Source organism: Hafnia alvei (genome assembly GCF_900095695.1).
In the GTDB taxonomy this organism is placed as follows: domain Bacteria; phylum Pseudomonadota; class Gammaproteobacteria; order Enterobacterales; family Enterobacteriaceae; genus Hafnia; species Hafnia alvei_B.
Genome location: NZ_FMIQ01000049.1, coordinates 66,208 through 83,427, shown reverse-complemented (window position 1 = coordinate 83,427; position 17,220 = coordinate 66,208). Strand labels below are relative to the sequence as shown.

Below are 17,220 nucleotides of genomic sequence, written 5' to 3'. Positions count from 1 at the left end.
ATAAAGTACATACGTGGTTATTTGGTGCGAAGAGAGGGACTTGAACCCTCACGTCCGTAAGGACACTAACACCTGAAGCTAGCGCGTCTACCAATTCCGCCACCTTCGCATACCGTTTATGTCGCTTTGCAGCAACATAACCACGGAGGCGAATTCTAGAGATTTTCGCGGTTACGTCAACACTTATTTCCCCATCAATACCTGTTTGATGCGTGTTTGCTGAAAATGTGGGCATTTATTTTGTAAATCACGATAGGGCAATGAATTATCGTGATCAATAACACGGCATGCAGAAAAGCAGGTGGGGCGCTGGTAAACCGAGGCTTACCAGCTAAAAGCAGAAATTAACGTTTTTTCTTGGCCATCGCAGCACGGCCTAAGCGCGCTGAATACACTTTGAAACGACCAGTCTGTGCCAGCACTTCGTGCGCGCCAAAAACATCGTCCAACAGCTGTGGATAAGGCAGGAAGGCGTTGGCAACAATGCGCAATTCACCACCAATTTGCAGCTGTTTAGCCGCGCCGCGGATCAGCGTTTCTGCGGCGGTTAAGCTGGTTTGCATGCCGTCATGGAACGGTGGATTCGAAATGATCATATCAAAGCGGCCGGTAATGTCGGAATAGACGTTACTGGCAATGACTTCGCCCTGAATATCATTAGCAGCAAGCGTTGCACGGCTAGATTCAAGCGCAGCAGCGCTGACATCGCTTAGCGTTAGCTTAATTTTTGGTGACATTTTTGCCATTGCGGCAGACAGAACGCCTGCACCGCAGCCAACGTCTAGAACTTTGCCTTTCATGTGTGGCTCAAGCGATGACAGCAGCAGATGGCTGCCGACATCCAGTCCGTCGCGGCTAAACACACCCGGCAAGGTGGCGATAGTTAGGCTGCCTGTCTGATAGCTTTCCCACCAGTCTTCTAGGTTGAAATCACTCTGTTTTTCTAAGCGTCCGTGATACAAACCACAGCGGCGTGCGCTGTCGATTTTATTCAGTGGGCCAAACGCCTCGATGACACCTTCGGCGCTACGCACGCCTGCGCGGTTTTCACCGACGATAAACAATTCGGTGCCAACCGGCAGCAAGGAAAACAGGTTTTGCAGCTGGAACTGCGCTTCTTGTTTGCTCTTTGGCCAGTAATAAATCAGGGTGTCGCAATCGGCAACCAGCTCTGCATCGGCTGTCAGACCAAACTGGCAGCGCTCAGCCATGGTGCGGCTCAGCTGTTGCCAATGATGGTACTGATTGGTGTGAACGCGAACCTCTGCCGCTTCAAACTGTGCTGGCAGGGTATCTTGTAAATCGCCTGCAAAGAGGACTCGGCGTGATTCGAATTCCTCGCTGTGGCGCAGAATGACTTCGCTGGCAGGGGTAAATAATGACATTAAACGTGTTTCCTTAGGTTAACTAGCCGCGCAGTATATACCCAAACTATGTGGAGTTGCAGCCAACACCGTGCCGCTTTGCGTAACAAGCAGATTGAGCTTTAATGACGCGGTCTTAGTAGGTTTGCTAGAATACGCCCCAAATAGTTTATTTAACGTCTCTTTGACACTCTAGCAGGACAGTATGGCCACCCGACGCGACCTTCTTTTACAGCAGCTTGGTATTACTCAGTGGGTGCTACGGCGTCCAACGGCGCTGCATGGCGAGATTGCAGTGAGTGTACCTAGCTCGACCCGCTTGTTAATTGTTTCCGCGGAGCCGATTTCTCCCGACGACGTTTTGCTGTGTGACGTACTTAAGGCATTGATGCTCACACCGGATCAGGCGGTTATCCTCACGCCTGAACAGTACGCCATGCTTAATGATGGCGCTGAATATTATGTTTGGTGGCTAGGCGACTCTCCGGCTACTGAACGCGCAAGCGCCACGCTGCATTCTCCGGCGCTCAGTGCGCTTTACCATAACTCAGGCGCCAAACGCGCGCTATGGCAGCAAATTTGTCATGATGAACAACATTTCTTCCCTAAAGGGTGAGATTTCCCCTCTCACCGAGGCTGATTTTAAAGCGGCTTTTGACATCGAATGTGCCAGCCACGCGTTTCCGTGGACGGAAAAAACGTTCCTCAGCAATCATGGGGAGCGCTATTACAATCTGAAATTAGAGTGCGACGGAAAACTCGCCGCTTTTGCGATTACGCAGGTGGTGCTTGATGAAGCCACGCTTTTCAACATCGCCGTTGCTCCCTCGCATCAACGTCAGGGGCTTGGCCGCGAATTACTGGATGCCTTGATTGCGAGCCTTGAGGAAAAAGGCATCGTGACATTGTGGCTAGAGGTACGAGACTCTAACCGCGCAGCGATAGCGCTTTATGAGTCGCTAGGCTTTAACGAAGTTTCACTACGTCGCAATTATTACCCAACTCCCGATGGCCGCGAAGATGCCCGTATTATGGCGTTACCGCTGGGCTGATCTGAAAAAAAACAGCGAATTTGTTGTTTTTTGAGTTAAATACAACTGATTTGTTGTTTTTATTGCAAATAACAACTATTGAGTTGTATTTTGAGTGAAAAACAATTCATTAGTTGTTAATAGCATAATTAACAACTAATCTGTTGTTATTGTCATACGCTGAGTTTATCGCCATGAAACACCTCTCTGAGCTACCTAGCTTGCTTAAACTTCGTCGGCAACAGCTCGATCTCAACCAAAAAGATATGCTGATGAAAATCGGCATGTCACAACAGCAATATCAACGTATTGAAGCGGGGGGCGACCCACGCTTGTCGACTCTACTTAGGGTTCTGGAAGGGATGGATCTGGAGATGATGCTGGTGCCGCGAGATAAAGTTCCGGCGGTGGAAGAGTTGTTGGCCCCAATCTTTAATAATCATCGCATGCCGATGCCATCGGATGAGCAAGCGCTGGTTTGGAATGATGAGTGGGAAGATATCATACGTAAACTGGAGGATTGAGCGTGACTAAACAAACTGAGTCCGTCCAGGCATTAGCGCTATATCTTAACCAGCAACGCATTGGGGTTTTAGCGCATTATGCTAGCAATCATAATATTCTGACCTTTGATCCTGAATATGCTGCGTTGCCACTCTCGGTTCGTCCTATTTTTACGTTGCAACAAGTTATCTATCCCAATTATTTACAGTCACCGTTGAGATCGACCACGCGATTGCCGCCGGTACTGTCTAACCTTCTTTCCGAAGGTGCGCTACGAGACTTAATGACGCGAACGTTAAAAGTGCATCATGACGCCGAGTTTCCGTTATTTGCTTACACCGGTGGTAATTTGCCAGGGGCTATCACCGCTAAGCCTCTTGCTTTAGGCGATATTCCTGGATGGGCATTATCTGCCCGTGGGGAGCGCTTAGAGGCGGTTCAGATTGAAGTTCGCCATCAGGCGGATAAATTTTCTTTGGCCGGTGTGCAGATGAAGTTTTCCGCTCAAAGTCGAGACAACCGCTTTAATGTTAGCGCGGACACCGACGGCGATAGCTGGATTATCAAAACGCCGTCAACGGTACATGCCCACGTACCGGAAAATGAGTTTACGGCGATGATGCTGGCGAAAGCGATTGGCGTTGAGATCCCTGAGATTAAATTAGTTGAGCTGTCTCAGCTAGATCATTTACCCAAGATCAATCTACCTGATGAACGCTATGCGTATGCCATTCGCCGGTTTGATCGCAGTGACGCGGGCAGGATACACACCGAGGATTTTGCCCAAATATTGGATGTCTATCCTCATGAAAAATATGGTCGCTACAACTACGACATTATGGCGGCGTTGTTATATCGGTTTGGTTCCGGTGGCTTGGCCGACGTACAACAAATGGCGCGGCGTTTATTGGCAAATATCCTGCTGGCGAACGGTGATGCACATTTGAAAAACTGGACGATGATCTATCGCGATGCGCTACATGCTCGATTGTCTCCGGCCTATGACATTGTGACGACGTTACCTTATGTTGCCGGTGAGGACAGCGTTGCTTTAAATATGGCAAAAGAAAAACGCTGGCAACGAATTGAATTATCGACTTTTGAACGCTGGGCCGAGCGCCTTGAAATTGCGTGGCCCGCTATTGCCGTTCATTTGCAAGATGCTATGACTACGGCACGCCAAATTTGGCCTTCAATGCTCGAAGAACTACCCATGAAGGAGGAACATAAAATCGTATTAAGAAACCATTGGGCGAGCCTCTCTTCCGACTTCCGCATCGCTGTACCTTAGCGCTTAAAAAACGATTGATTGTCTAACCTGATTAAATCAGAGAAAATAGCCCGCTATACCCGTCATACTTCGAGCCGCATGTGCGTTGGCTACGTTTGTTCACCCTAGTCACATAGTTATCTATGCTCCTAGGGATTCACAAACTTGCCGCCTTCCTGCAACTCGAATTATTTAGGTTATAACCCTTTTTATTCCCGCTTTGCGTAACAAGAAATCGTCTGAATTACGGGCGCTGGCGCAGGGTGGCTAACGATAGAACGTAAAAACATGTCTCCTAGTGAATACGCTCGCGAAGTGGCTAAACGCCGCACTTTCGCAATTATTTCTCACCCCGATGCCGGTAAAACCACGATTACTGAAAAAGTTCTGTTATTCGGACAGGCTATTCAGACCGCGGGAACGGTAAAAGGGCGCGGCTCCAACCAGCACGCTAAATCTGACTGGATGGAGATGGAAAAACAACGTGGTATTTCGATTACCACCTCGGTGATGCAGTTCCCTTACCACAATTGCTTGGTAAACCTGCTCGACACCCCAGGGCACGAAGACTTCTCTGAAGATACCTATCGTACCCTGACCGCCGTTGACTGCTGCTTAATGGTTATCGACGCGGCTAAAGGCGTCGAAGATCGTACCCGTAAGCTGATGGAAGTTACGCGCCTGCGTGATACGCCGATCTTGACCTTCATGAACAAAGTCGACCGCGAAATTCGCGATCCGATGGAGCTGCTGGACGAAGTCGAAAACGAGCTGCGTATCGTGTGCGCGCCAATCACGTGGCCAATCGGTTGTGGTAAATCGTTTAAGGGTGTTTATCACCTTTATAAAGATGAAACCTATCTGTATCAAACAGGTAAAGGCCACACCATTCAGGAAGTTCGCATCGTTAAAGGTTTGGACAATCCTGACCTAGACGCTGCCGTTGGCGACGATCTGGCAGAGCAGCTGCGCGGTGAGCTGGAGTTGGTGAAAGGAGCCGCCGCTGAATTTGATAAGGACGATTTCCTCAATGGTGAATTGACCCCTGTCTTCTTCGGTACGGCTCTGGGTAACTTTGGTGTTGACCATATGCTTGATGGCTTGGTGGATTGGGCGCCTGCGCCAATGCCGCGCAAGACTGATACCCGCGTGGTTAGCGCTGATGAAGAGAAATTCACCGGTTTCGTGTTTAAAATTCAGGCCAACATGGACCCTAAACACCGCGACCGCGTTGCCTTTATGCGTGTGGTATCTGGCCGTTATGAAAAGAGCATGAAACTGCGTCAGGTCCGTACGGGCAAAGACGTGGTGATCTCTGATGCACTGACCTTTATGGCCGGTGACCGTTCGCACCTTGAAGAAGCCTATGCGGGCGACATCATTGGTTTGCATAACCACGGCACGATTCAGATTGGTGACACCTTCACTCAGGGTGAAGATATGAAGTTCACCGGTATCCCGAACTTTGCCCCAGAGCTGTTCCGTCGTATTCGTCTGCGCGATCCTCTGAAACAGAAACAGCTGCTGAAAGGTTTGGTTCAGCTGTCAGAAGAGGGCGCTGTGCAGGTGTTCCGCCCAATTCACAACAACGATCTGATCGTTGGTGCAGTCGGTGTGCTGCAGTTTGAAGTGGTGGTCGCGCGTCTGAAAAGCGAATATAACGTTGAAGCTATCTATGAATCCGTCAACGTATCAACTGCACGTTGGGTTGAATGCGATGACGTGAAGAAATTCGAAGAGTTTAAACGTAAGAACGAACTGAACTTGGCGTTGGATGGCGGCGATAATTTAGCCTATATTGCGCCAACGATGGTTAACCTTAATCTGGCTAGCGAACGCTATCCTGAAGTGAAATTCCGCAAAACTCGCGAGCATTAATCGTTTTGTTCGTGTAATTTTTCTGCTGAATTTGCTGATAAACCGCACTCATGTGCGGTTTTTTTATACCCAAAATTCGCAGAATCGTCTTAATAAGCCGCTTTTTTGCACAAAAAAACGCCGGTTATTGTGATCTAAACTGCATTTTTTTGTTACTGGGCTATAGTTATTCCAGTGGCGCATGACACCGAGAATTAATCGGTTTGATTAGATTAGTTTAACAGTCGAGTGCTTCACCAAGGTAAAGCGGAAAGCATAACGTATTGATTTTAAATCAGCAGACTAACGATTGATAGTTTAAATAATGGATGATGAGTGGTCCACAAGACGTGTTTTCATACCGTGATTTGTTAATCGTTTGTTTGTTAATTGCTGGTTTTAACTGCTTCTTGCTGAGCCGATGGTGAACAACGGCCACACTTTTAAGCATTAGCACAGCGAGTCTCCGATGAGACGATGTGATTAAGGGCTGACTGAAATACGGCCCACGGCGTTAAGCCGTTACTGAAATCAAAAGGAAGAAATCGATGAAAAATACCAAGTTTGCACGTTCAATGATGGCGATTGTTTTAGGTTCTGTACTGGTTAGCGGTAGTGCTCTGGCAGAAGAAACCTTAATGCAGAAGGCACAAAGCGCGGCTGACTCTACCGGTGCGAAAATCGATAGCTCCATGAAAAAAGTTGATGGTTACATGGACGATAGCGGGATTACCGCTAAAGTTAAAAGTGCACTGGTTGATGCCAAAGATATCAAAAGCAACGATATCTCTGTGAATACCAGCAAAGGTGTCGTTACCTTGAACGGTTTTGTCTCCTCACAGGATCAGGCAGAACGCGCGGTGACTCTGGCGAAAGGTGTTGAAGGCGTTAAATCCGTGAGCGATAAGCTGCACGTAAAAGATAGCACCAAGGCCAGCGTTAGCGGGTACGCCAGTGACACGGCTATCACTAGCGAAGTAAAAGCGAAATTACTGGCTGATGACATCGTCCCATCACGTAATGTGAAAGTGGAAACCGAAAATGGCTTGGTACAGCTTTCCGGTACGGTGAAAACCAAAGCTGAATCCGATCGTGCTGAAAGTGTTACTAGCGCGGTGGAAGGTGTAAAAAGCGTTAAAAACGATCTGACGGTAAAACAGTAATCTGCTTTCCCCGGACGTATCTCTTATGAGCGCGTTCGGTGTGATTACCTATGAGAAACAAAGACCTTTTAGAAACAAAGAGAAGAACGTCGTTGGTCGACACTTCATTTTTATTTTAGGCAAGGTAAGGAGAGCATATGTTTCGTTGGGGAATTATCTTTTTAATCATTGCATTAATCGCTGCAGCATTAGGTTTTGGTGGTCTGGCCGGTACAGCGGCATGGGCAGCTAAAGTGGTGTTTGTAGTGGGTATTATTCTGTTCTTGGTCAGCCTATTTACAGGACGTCGTCGTCCTTAGGTAAAGATATCCTCAGCGCTCATTGTTAGGATGATTCAACATGAGTGATGGGGGTATCAACACCAAATTCGCCATCCATTTTTAATGGAAAGCACAAAAGGTTTGTAAATATGAACGGTGACATTGTTGTCGGTAAGTGGAAACAGATTCGCGGTCAAGTCAGGTCTACTCTGGCTGAATGGCTTGGCAGTGACGGCGAATGGCTTGCTGGCAACAATGATTGCCTCCTTGGATTGCTGCAAGAGGATTACGGAATTGCGCAAGACAGGGTATCCTCGGAGGATGTGAAGACTCATTGAGGATGGATGGTTGGGATACAGAATACCGATTACGCTGGGCAATATAGAGCCGTTGGCGTACAAACCCTACCAGCCGGGTAAAATTGCGCTGGTATGTGAAGGTGGCGGTCAGCGTGGAATTTTTACCGCTGGTGTGCTGGATGAATTTTTGCGCGCGCGCTTTAACCCCTTCGATCTCTATCTCGGCACTTCTGCCGGAGCACAAAACCTTTCCGCTTTTGTCTGTGGCCAACCAGGCTACGCACGACGAGTCATTACTCGCTACACCACCTCTATTGATTTCTTTAATCCGCTGCGTTTTGTCCGTGGTGGGCACTTAATCGATCTTGATTGGCTGATTGAGGCTACGGCAAACGATCTACCGTTAGCGATGGATTATGCGGAACAACATTTAGTCGATGGCCGCCAATTATTGATGTGTGCCAGCCGTAGTGACGATTTTGCTCCTACCTATTTCCCCGCTCAGCGTAAAAATTGGCTGGATGTGATCAAAGCCAGCAGCGCGATCCCTGGATTCTATCGCTGGGGCGTTGAGCTAGACGGTGTGAGCTATCATGACGGCGGGATAAGCGATGCGATCCCGGTGCGCGAAGCCCATCGACGCGGAGCGGATACGATTGTGGTGATACGCACCGTGCCATCACAAATGTTCTATACCCCAAAGTGGATGCGTCGAATGGAAGCCCTGCTGGGTGAAAGTAGCCTGCAGCAAATGGTCAAGATGATGAAGTACCATGAGAAAAGCTATCGTCGTATTCAGCGTTTCATTGAGAAACCGCCCGGCAAAGTGAGGGTATTTGAAATCTATCCGCCGAAGCCGCTGGCAAGCCATGCGTTAGGGAGCAAAACTGCAGCCTTAAATGCGGATTATCATCTCGGGCGTCGCTGTGGTCGCTATTTTTTAGCCACCGTTGGGCACTGGCTATTGCCACGAGAAGATCAAACCAATGCAGACAAACGAGCGTTCTCTCGTCGTTTATTGCAGCCGTCAGATACGATTTCTCCTGAAGTGCCAATTGTGGCGGCAACGCACTCGGCGGCTAAAAATGGCATCGTCCTGCCGGAACCGCAAACCAATATGGTGGCGGAGAAGTCTTTGATATTGCCTGATAGCGTGCATTTGGATAAAAGCGCTCGGCAAACCACCATTGACCCTAGCGCTGCCAAAAAAGCAGATAAACCGTCTTCGCAGGACAGTTCGACGTGATGGCTCCTATGGCTGATGCGCTGTTCGTCGATACTCACTGCCACTTTGATTTTCCGCCGTTTAGCGGTAATGAGTCCGAAAGCCTTGAGCTGGCACACGCACAGGGAGTGCGTAGCATCATCGTGCCAACCATCAGCGCACAGCGCTTTCAGCGAGTGCTTGAACTGGCGAACAGTTACTCGATGCTATACGCCGCATTAGGTCTTCATCCACTGTATATCGCCCAGCATCGAGAGCAGGATATTGATGTTCTTGCTCAGGCCTTGGCGCAGAAACCAAATAAGCTAGTCGCAATCGGTGAGATTGGGCTTGATTTGTTTATGGACGACCCACAGCTTGAGCGACAAATTACGCTGCTAAAAGCTCAGTTAAAGCTGGCCAAGCGGCATGATTTACCTGTGATCTTACATTCGCGCCGCTCCCACGATCAGCTAGCTCGTGAGTTAAGAAATGCCGCGGTGCCGCGATGTGGCGTTGTGCACGGTTTTTCTGGCAGCCTTTCACAGGCTCAGGCATTCATTAAGTTAGGCTATTTTATCGGTGTTGGCGGCACGATAACCTACGAGCGAGCGCAGAAAACACGGCAGGTGATCGCCCAATTGCCATTAAGCGCATTACTGCTGGAAACCGATGCGCCCGATATGCCATTGGCGGGTTACCAAGGAGAGCCAAACCGCCCTGAACGTGTGCGTCAGGTATTCGAAACGCTATGCCAACTCAGACCCGAACCTCCCGCAGTGATAGCCGACGCCATATTGGTAAATACTGATAGATTGTTCGGTATTTCCGCGCTGTTTTAGATTCATTGCTAACTATTATAAATGCGGATGAAATACCTGTTTTCATTGATGTGATGTACATCTCATTTTAATGATTTTAGATGCTTCAAGTTGTATAAAACTGTGACGACACTGACCAATAATTCCTCTCTCCTCGGTATAATCGCCCCCATCGGCAATATGAATCTTTCGTCGATACTCAATCAAAAAATCTAACGCGTTACAGGGACTATTCCATGCAACTTATTATGAGCGTGGTAGGGATGGCGGTACTCATTCTGATTGCCGTGCTACTTTCGAGCAATCGTCGTGCTATCAACCTACGCACCGTGATTGGCGCATTTCTTATTCAGGTCGTTATCGGCGCGTTCGTGCTTTATGTTCCCACAGGGCGGGATGTGTTGGGTGCCATGTCCTCTGGCGTCGCCAACGTGATTGCCTACGGAAATGAAGGGATTTCGTTTATTTTCGGCGGGCTAGTGTCTGACAAAATGTTCGAAGTCTTTGGCGGTGGCGGGTTTGTATTTGCACTGCGCGTTTTGCCCGTTATTGTTTTCTTCTCCTCATTAATTGCTGTGCTGTATTACCTCGGCATTATGCAAATCGTGATCCGTTTGCTCGGCGGTGGCTTGCAGAAACTGTTGGGCACCTCCCGAACAGAATCCCTGTCTGCAACCGCAAATATTTTTGTGGGTCAGACTGAAGCACCTTTGGTGGTTCGCCCATATATCTCCACCATGACGCAGTCTGAGCTGTTTGCCGTGATGTGCGGTGGTTTAGCTTCGGTGGCGGGTTCAGTATTGGCGGGTTACGCACAAATGGGCGTGCCGTTGGAGTATCTGATTGCGGCGTCATTTATGGCGGCGCCGGGTGGCTTACTCTTCGCCAAGCTGATTGTGCCTGAAACGGAAAAGACCCACGATAAAACTGACGCAGCGGCGCTGATTGCTGAAGAAGATCGCCCGGCTAACGTGATTGATGCCGCGGCTGCGGGTGCGGCGTCTGGTATGCAGTTGGCGTTGAACGTGGGCGCGATGCTGCTGGCGTTTATTGCGTTGATTGCGCTTGTTAACGGTATGCTGGGCGGTATCGGTGGCTGGTTCGATTATCCGCAGCTTTCACTGGAATTGATCTTGGGTTGGGTCTTCTCGCCGATTGCTTATCTGATCGGTGTGCCGTGGAGCGAATCCCAGATTGCGGGTTCTTTCATTGGTCAGAAGATTATCGTGAATGAGTTTGTGGCATACATGAACTTTGGCGAATACCTCAAAGCGGATGCGGAAGTTACCGCCGCGGGCTTGCAGGTTCTTTCCGACCATACCAAAGCGATTATCTCCTTCGCTCTGTGTGGATTTGCGAATCTCTCATCGGTGGCTATTTTGCTCGGAGGCTTGGGAAGCATGGCACCTACGCGCCGTCATGATATCGCCCGCTTCGGTCTGAAAGCCGTGGCCGCAGGAACGTTATCAAACCTGATGAGCGCCACAATCGCTGGTTTCTTCCTCGCGCTGTAATGGTTTTACTCAATCTCCAGCCCGCTCGTTGGGCTGGAGGTTGTGACCTCTCGATAGATTCATGTCGATTTATTTAAAAGCCTGATTTTAGGGAGCGCCCCGCGGGGTGGTAGACCCGTGTACCTCAATCTCTTAAACGATCTGGCATACCTCTGTCGCTAAGCTTTACCTTCAACTTTAAACGGATCGATCCCGCGCAGCTGCATGCGGCGAAAACGGATAATATTGAAGCCGTTCATCAGCAAAAAACTCCCTTCAATCAGTGAACCACCAATCGAGCCCAGCCAGATATTGTGCGTGACCCAGCAGGCGGTGGAGCACCACATGACGCAACGCGTGGTTAATCCTTTGGTTCGGAAGAGCGCCCAGGTACTGGCAACGGTGCCAATAATCGGCAGCAATTCCATCGCGTGCTGCAGGCTATAGCCGCCAAACCCTAACGTGAGAGCAATAAAAATAAACATCACCCAAGTGCTGCGTGTGCGAGTGGATATCACAGTACGAATGGCATTAAGTTCGGCAGCAGCGGCGGCTGAATGCGCGCCCATCAGGAAAAAATGCAGACCAATAATGGCTGAATAAATAGAGAGTTGGTATTTAAAGCGCAGCTCATTGCGATTGAAGAAAGTGGTGATACCCACCAGAAAAGCAAAAACGCCCACGCCCTGTGCAAACCACTCGTAGCTATGCATATCTAACTCCCTTTAATCCTTTCTTCATGTCGCTTCAGATAGAAAAACGGCGCTCACACGAACGCCGTTTTTTCTGCGAGCGACTATTGCTATGGCTTTATAGCGTTACACCGCTCTTAAAAATGGCCAGTTCGCGGAAATCATTAATTTCGTTACGCGTCTGATGCCCATTGGCGATATTGACGATCATGTCGATGAATGAAACCAGCAGTTGATCCATGGTTTTACCATGCAACAACTGGCCTGCATCGAAGTCGATCCAGTGCGGTTTTTTGGTTGCGATTTCGGTATTGGTAGCCAGTTTCACGGTTGGAACAAAGCCGCCGTATGGCGTACCGCGACCGGTACTAAACAGCACCATATGGCATCCGGCTCCGGCCAGAGCGCTGGTGGCAACCGCATCATTGCCCGGTGCGCTCAGCAAATTCAGCCCCGGTGTTTTTAACCTTTCGCCATAGCGCAGCACGTCGATAACCTGGCTCTGTCCTGCTTTTTGTGTGCAGCCTAAGGATTTCTCTTCCAGCGTGGTGATACCGCCCGCTTTGTTGCCCGGAGACGGGTTTTCATAAATAGGCTGGTTGTGTTCGATGAAGTATTGTTTGAAGTTATTAACCATGTCGACGGTCTTTGCAAACGTAGATTCATCGCGGCAACGGCTCATCAGAATGCGTTCAGCGCCAAACATTTCAGGTACTTCGGTGAGAACGCTGGTGCCGCCGTTGGCGATCACATAATCAGAGAAACGACCCAGCAGCGGATTAGCGGTAATGCCGGATAAGCCGTCAGAACCGCCGCATTCTAAGCCAAATTTTAACTCGCTGAGTTTGCCCGCTTCACGGCGATCGTTGCGCATCACCTGATAAAGCTGGTGCAGATGTTCGATACCGGCTTCAACTTCATCATCCTGTTGCTGACACACCATGAAATGTACGCGGCTGGCATCGTATTCACCCAGCGTGTCACGGAAAGCCGCAATTTGGTTATTCTCACAGCCCAACCCAACGACCAGGACAGCACCGGCGTTAGGGTGGCGCACCATATTTTGTAGCATGGTACGGGTATTGATGTGGTCGTCGCCCAACTGTGAGCAACCAAATGGATGAGTAAATAAATAAGCGCCGTCGATGCCTTCGGCATCGCCGGTTTCCTTCAAAAAGCGGGTTAACATCTGACGAGCCATACCGTTAACGCAGCCAACGGTAGGCAAGATCCAAAGCTCATTACGGATCCCTACATCGCCGTTTTGTCGGCGATAGATCTGTACGTCACGATCGGCCATCTGCGCCGGAAGATCGGCAAAATCGGGTTGGTATTGATACTGATCCAGATCGTTGAGATTAGTTTTCGCGTTTTGCGAATGAATATGTTCACCTGCGGCAATCGCGGTTAAGGCATGGCCGATGGGTAAACCATATTTCACAATCATGTCACCCGATGCCAAAGGCGTGAGGGCAAATTTGTGTCCACGAGCAATATCGCTCAGTAAATGAATAGATTGTGATTCCACGCTAAGGGTCTCACCTGCGCTGAGATCGCGCAGGGCAACGGCGACATTATCCAGCGGGTGAATTTTAATAACGCTAGGCATATTTTGCATAATTCAATTCAGCTCAGGCAGTAGCGGATAATGATGAAACGGCAGAACGCATACCGTGCTGTTCAATTTGCTGTAAGTATCCGGCGATGGTTTGGGTCATCTCAGGGATCTGATTAAGATCTTGTCCCCAGTGTTCGGCATCGCTCAGGATTTTTTGTACTAAGCCTTCCAGATTTTCGCTTCCTGCTTTTACTGCGCTCCAGCCGGAGTGGTAACGTTCGAGCCAATGAGCATCATCTTGCAACGGATAGCTTTCACCATCGCGTTCGCCACGATAGAACGCGATCAGCGCGGCAAGGGCAAAACATAAACGCTGTGGCAATTTGCCGGTCTTCTGTTGGTAAGCCAGCACCTGAGGCAGAATACGCGTGCGGTATTTCGTCATACCGTTTAACGCAATGGACAACAATTGGTGCTGAATAAACGGGTTACGGAAACGGCTCAGCACCGCATCGGCAAAGGATTTCAGCTCATCAGCTGGCAGGTCGAGCACCGGCACGATCTCTTGGCTAATCGCTTTCTCCACGAACTCGGTTATCTGAGCGTCATTCATACTTTCGCCCACGGTGTTAAGTCCTGCTAAGAATGCCACCGGAACCAGTGCGGTATGAGCGCCGTTAAGGATCGCCACTTTGCGTTCTTTATAGGGTTTGATGTCGTCAACGATGCGAATGTTCAGCGGCTTATGATCCTGAGCAAAGGCATCTAAACGAAGCTCTTGGGCCAGCGACTGTGGGCCTTGGATGACAAACAGGTAAAAGTGCTCTGCGGTATCTAAAAATGCGTCCTGATAGCCCAGTTCGCTCGTCAACGCTTCGACCTCGCCGCGCGGGTATCCGGTGACGATACGGTCTACTAGCGTTGAGCAGAACGTGTTGCTTTGTTCTAACCACTGGACGAATTCTGACGGTAAATCCCATTGCTGAGCGTAGCGCAACACCAGTTCACGCAGTGCCTCACCGTTGTAGTCGATGAGTTCGCATGGAAGTAACACCCAACCTTTATCGGCTGCGCCATCGAAATGGCAAAAACGCTCGTAGAGTAAACGTGTCAGCTTGGCTGGGAAGCTGGTTGGAGGGGTATCGGTCAGCTTATCTTCGGCGACATAGCTAATACCTGCTTCGGTGGTGTTCGAAAACACAAAGCGGATGTTGGCATCATGCGCCAGCGCCAAATAGGCATCAAAGTCTTGATACATATTGATTTCGCGGTTCACGCTGCGAATGATGCGAGACTCACGAACGGCTTCGCCTTGTTCATTCAAACCACGAATAATGGTGGTAAATAAACCGTCCTGCGTGCTGAGCGACGGCGGGAAATCGCTATTTAGTGGGCGTACGACAACGACGCCCGCATTTAAATCGGTATGCTCATTCAGCAGATCCAACTGCCAGTCTACAAACGCGCGTAGGAAATTACCCTCACCAAACTGAATCACTTTGTCTGGGTGCTGGCGGCCGGGAAAATCACGACGATTAAGAGTTTGCATTCTGGATCTACCTCAGAGGGGCCGCCATTTGGCGGCCTTCAACATATAAAAGGAACAAGCGTTGGGTATTATACCCTTCATACTTCAAGTTGCATGTGCGTTGGCTTTCCTCGCTCACCCTAGTCACTTACTCAAGTAAGCTTCTAGGGATTCACTGTGTTGCCGCCTTCCTGCAACTCGAATTATTTTGGGTATAGAAAAAAGGGGCGGCTAAACCGCCCTAGGGTAATTACAACTCAATCGCAAAATAGTTTTTGGCATTATCGAAGCAGATGTTTTTCACCATATTGCCCAGCAATTCGATATCTGCCGGTGCTTCGCCATCAGCCACCCAACGACCAATCATTTGGCACAGGATGCGGCGGAAATATTCATGACGGGTGTAGGACAGGAAGCTGCGGCTATCGGTGAGCATGCCAACAAAGCGGCTCAGCAAACCAAGCTGGGCTAACTGAGTCATCTGGCGTTGCATTCCGTCTTTCTGATCGTTGAACCACCAGCCAGAACCGAACTGCATTTTTCCCGCCATACCTTCGCCTTGGAAGTTACCAATCATGGTGCCGATGACTTCGTTATCGCGTGGATTCAGGCAATAGATAATGGTTTTGGCTAAGCCACTAGAGCGGCTTTGCGCGTCGAGCAAGCGAGAAAGGGCGAAAGCCACCGGCGCGTCATGGATCGAGTCAAAACCGATATCAGGACCAACGGTTTCAAACATGCGAGAGTTGTTATTGCGCAGTGCGCCAATGTGATATTGCTGCACCCAACCGCGTCTATGGTACTCGGCGCCCAAGAACAACAGCACCGCCGTTTTAAACTGGGCAACTTCTTGCTCGGTTGGCATTTTGCCTTCTAAACGACGGGTCAGAATGCTGTTCAATGTGGCTTCGTCGGCTTCGCCGTACATAACCACATCTAATGCGTGGTCAGACACCTTGCAGCCATGCGCGGCAAAGTGGTCCATCCGGATTTTAAGCGCATCGCAGACATCGCTGAATTTACGGATATCAACGTCGGCCGCAGCGCTCAGCTTTTGCATATATTCAGGGAAGATCGCGGCATCAATGTTAAATGCTTTATCTGGACGCCAGCTCGGTAGCACTTTGACGTCAAAACTGCTGTCTTCCGCGATGATTTTATGATGGCTCAGATCGTCAATAGGATCGTCCGTAGTACCTACCATTTTGACATTCATCTGCTTCATGATGCCGCGAGCGCTGAACTCATCGCGTTCAAGCAACGCATTGCAGCGATTCCAGATATCGTCTGCCGTTGTGCCAGAGAGCAGGGTACCGGTAATGCCGAATGGACGGCGTAATTCTAAGTGTGTCCAGTGGTAGAGCGGGTTACCAATGGTATGAGGAACGGTTTCAGCCCAAGCTTGAAACTTCTCACGATCGCTTGCGTCGCCGGTGCATAGGCGTTCGGCAACGCCGTTGGTACGCATCGCACGCCATTTGTAATGGTCGCCTTTTAACCAGATGTCATACAGGTTTTTAAACCGATAATCCTGTGCAATCTGCTCAGGAGGGAGATGACAGTGATAGTCAAAAATTGGCTGTTCAGCCGCGTAATCATGGTACAGGCGGCGCGCAAACTCGGTATCAAGCAAGAAATCTTCGGTTAAAAACTGCGACATAATCGGGTTCCTCAGGAGCGTAACGCTTCGGTGAGCTATTCTTTTGCGGCTAAAGTTATCACACCAATTATGGCGCTCGTCCAGAACTTTTTCCGCGATTAGCGTAATGAAAGCGACAAAACAGAATAATTACTCAGCACTTTCGCTTATGAAGCCACTTTTCTACGTGGCCAAAATGTGTGTTTATTATTCCTTAATCCAAAAATGGTTTTTGTGATGGCTCTCAACTTTTAAATCTGTATGACAAGTTATCTTAGCCTCCGCTGAGAAATGAGTATTGCCCTAACCAATCATGAATGGTGGTTTGACCAATATCTATTGACCAAGCAACAGAAAACCAATTCAAAGTCGGAACAGGAACGTCCGAACTTTCCATCTAGAGCCGTAGTTTTAGAACCACAGCGCAGATGAATAAGGTAGATGCGTACCTCATAAGTAACGCCATCACCGTTTCAATATGGAGAGTTATTACGCGGCGCAGTCACAAGCGCGGTTCATTGCAGCCTTGCACATATC

The 17,220-nt window shown here is 49.3% G+C and carries 15 protein-coding genes and 1 tRNA gene; 10 read left to right on the top strand and 6 right to left on the bottom strand.

Translation table 11 applies throughout. The features are described 5' to 3' along the window. Positions 1-22: 22 nt before the first annotated feature. Together BN1044_RS13205 and rsmC are read right to left on the bottom strand one after the other, a co-directional pair. Positions 23-109, bottom strand: a tRNA-Leu gene (locus BN1044_RS13205). Positions 110-344: 235 nt separating this feature from the next. Continuing rightward, positions 345-1,385 carry a 16S rRNA (guanine(1207)-N(2))-methyltransferase RsmC gene (gene rsmC / locus BN1044_RS13200; RefSeq protein ID WP_072309096.1) on the bottom strand — a complete coding sequence of 347 codons (1,041 nt, stop codon included), beginning with the start codon at positions 1,383-1,385 and terminating at the stop codon, positions 345-347. Positions 1,386-1,569: 184 nt separating this feature from the next. Here rsmC and BN1044_RS13195 point away from each other — a divergent pair, with 184 nt between their 5' ends. From BN1044_RS13195 to BN1044_RS13145, 10 genes are all read left to right on the top strand, one after another. Then, positions 1,570-1,980 carry a DNA polymerase III subunit psi gene (locus tag BN1044_RS13195; protein ID WP_072309095.1) on the top strand — a complete coding sequence of 137 codons (411 nt, stop codon included), beginning with the start codon at positions 1,570-1,572 and terminating at the stop codon, positions 1,978-1,980. Further along, positions 1,949-2,416, top strand: coding sequence for a ribosomal protein S18-alanine N-acetyltransferase (gene rimI / locus BN1044_RS13190; protein WP_072309094.1), 468 nt, complete (start codon positions 1,949-1,951; stop codon positions 2,414-2,416). The genes BN1044_RS13195 and rimI overlap by 32 nt, the downstream gene beginning before the upstream one ends. Before the next feature lie 173 nt (positions 2,417-2,589). Next, positions 2,590-2,919, top strand: coding sequence for a helix-turn-helix domain-containing protein (locus tag BN1044_RS13185; protein WP_072309093.1), 330 nt, complete (start codon positions 2,590-2,592; stop codon positions 2,917-2,919). Positions 2,920-2,921: 2 nt separating this feature from the next. Continuing rightward, positions 2,922-4,190, top strand: a complete 1,269-nt coding sequence (locus BN1044_RS13180; RefSeq protein WP_072309092.1) for a type II toxin-antitoxin system HipA family toxin — start codon at positions 2,922-2,924, stop codon at positions 4,188-4,190. Positions 4,191-4,457: 267 nt separating this feature from the next. Continuing rightward, the gene (gene prfC, locus BN1044_RS13175) at positions 4,458-6,047 is read left to right on the top strand and encodes a peptide chain release factor 3 (protein ID WP_072309091.1); all 1,590 of its coding nucleotides are present in this window, start codon (positions 4,458-4,460) and stop codon (positions 6,045-6,047) included. A gap of 527 nt (positions 6,048-6,574) precedes the next feature. Beyond that, the gene (gene osmY, locus BN1044_RS13170) at positions 6,575-7,189 is read left to right on the top strand and encodes a molecular chaperone OsmY (protein ID WP_072309090.1); all 615 of its coding nucleotides are present in this window, start codon (positions 6,575-6,577) and stop codon (positions 7,187-7,189) included. Positions 7,190-7,326: 137 nt separating this feature from the next. Beyond that, positions 7,327-7,488: a DUF1328 domain-containing protein gene (locus tag BN1044_RS13165; protein WP_004846733.1), complete on the top strand. Its 162-nt coding sequence runs from the start codon at positions 7,327-7,329 to the stop codon at positions 7,486-7,488. Between the two features lie 309 nt (positions 7,489-7,797). Beyond that, positions 7,798-8,994 carry a patatin-like phospholipase family protein gene (locus BN1044_RS13155; protein ID WP_072309089.1) on the top strand — a complete coding sequence of 399 codons (1,197 nt, stop codon included), beginning with the start codon at positions 7,798-7,800 and terminating at the stop codon, positions 8,992-8,994. After that, the gene (locus BN1044_RS13150) at positions 8,994-9,794 is read left to right on the top strand and encodes a TatD family hydrolase (protein ID WP_072309088.1); all 801 of its coding nucleotides are present in this window, start codon (positions 8,994-8,996) and stop codon (positions 9,792-9,794) included. Before BN1044_RS13155 ends, BN1044_RS13150 begins: the two co-directional genes overlap by 1 nt. A 227-nt stretch (positions 9,795-10,021) precedes the next feature. Beyond that, positions 10,022-11,287, top strand: coding sequence for a NupC/NupG family nucleoside CNT transporter (locus tag BN1044_RS13145; protein WP_175421607.1), 1,266 nt, complete (start codon positions 10,022-10,024; stop codon positions 11,285-11,287). Between the two features lie 158 nt (positions 11,288-11,445). On the opposite strand, the gene BN1044_RS13140 is transcribed toward BN1044_RS13145, so the two are convergent. The 4 genes from BN1044_RS13140 to uxaC all read right to left on the bottom strand — a co-directional run bounded on the left by BN1044_RS13140 (position 11,446) and on the right by uxaC (position 16,704). After that, the gene (locus tag BN1044_RS13140; protein WP_072309086.1) at positions 11,446-11,979 is read right to left on the bottom strand and encodes a YgjV family protein; all 534 of its coding nucleotides are present in this window, start codon (positions 11,977-11,979) and stop codon (positions 11,446-11,448) included. Between the two features lie 97 nt (positions 11,980-12,076). After that, a complete protein-coding gene (locus tag BN1044_RS13135) occupies positions 12,077-13,567 on the bottom strand; it encodes a UxaA family hydrolase (RefSeq protein WP_072309100.1) in 1,491 nt (496 codons plus the stop codon). Positions 13,568-13,589: 22 nt separating this feature from the next. Next, a complete protein-coding gene (locus BN1044_RS13130) occupies positions 13,590-15,065 on the bottom strand; it encodes a tagaturonate reductase (RefSeq protein WP_072309085.1) in 1,476 nt (491 codons plus the stop codon). Positions 15,066-15,294: 229 nt separating this feature from the next. Beyond that, positions 15,295-16,704: a glucuronate isomerase gene (gene uxaC / locus BN1044_RS13125; RefSeq protein ID WP_072309084.1), complete on the bottom strand. Its 1,410-nt coding sequence runs from the start codon at positions 16,702-16,704 to the stop codon at positions 15,295-15,297. Positions 16,705-17,220 lie beyond the last annotated feature (516 nt).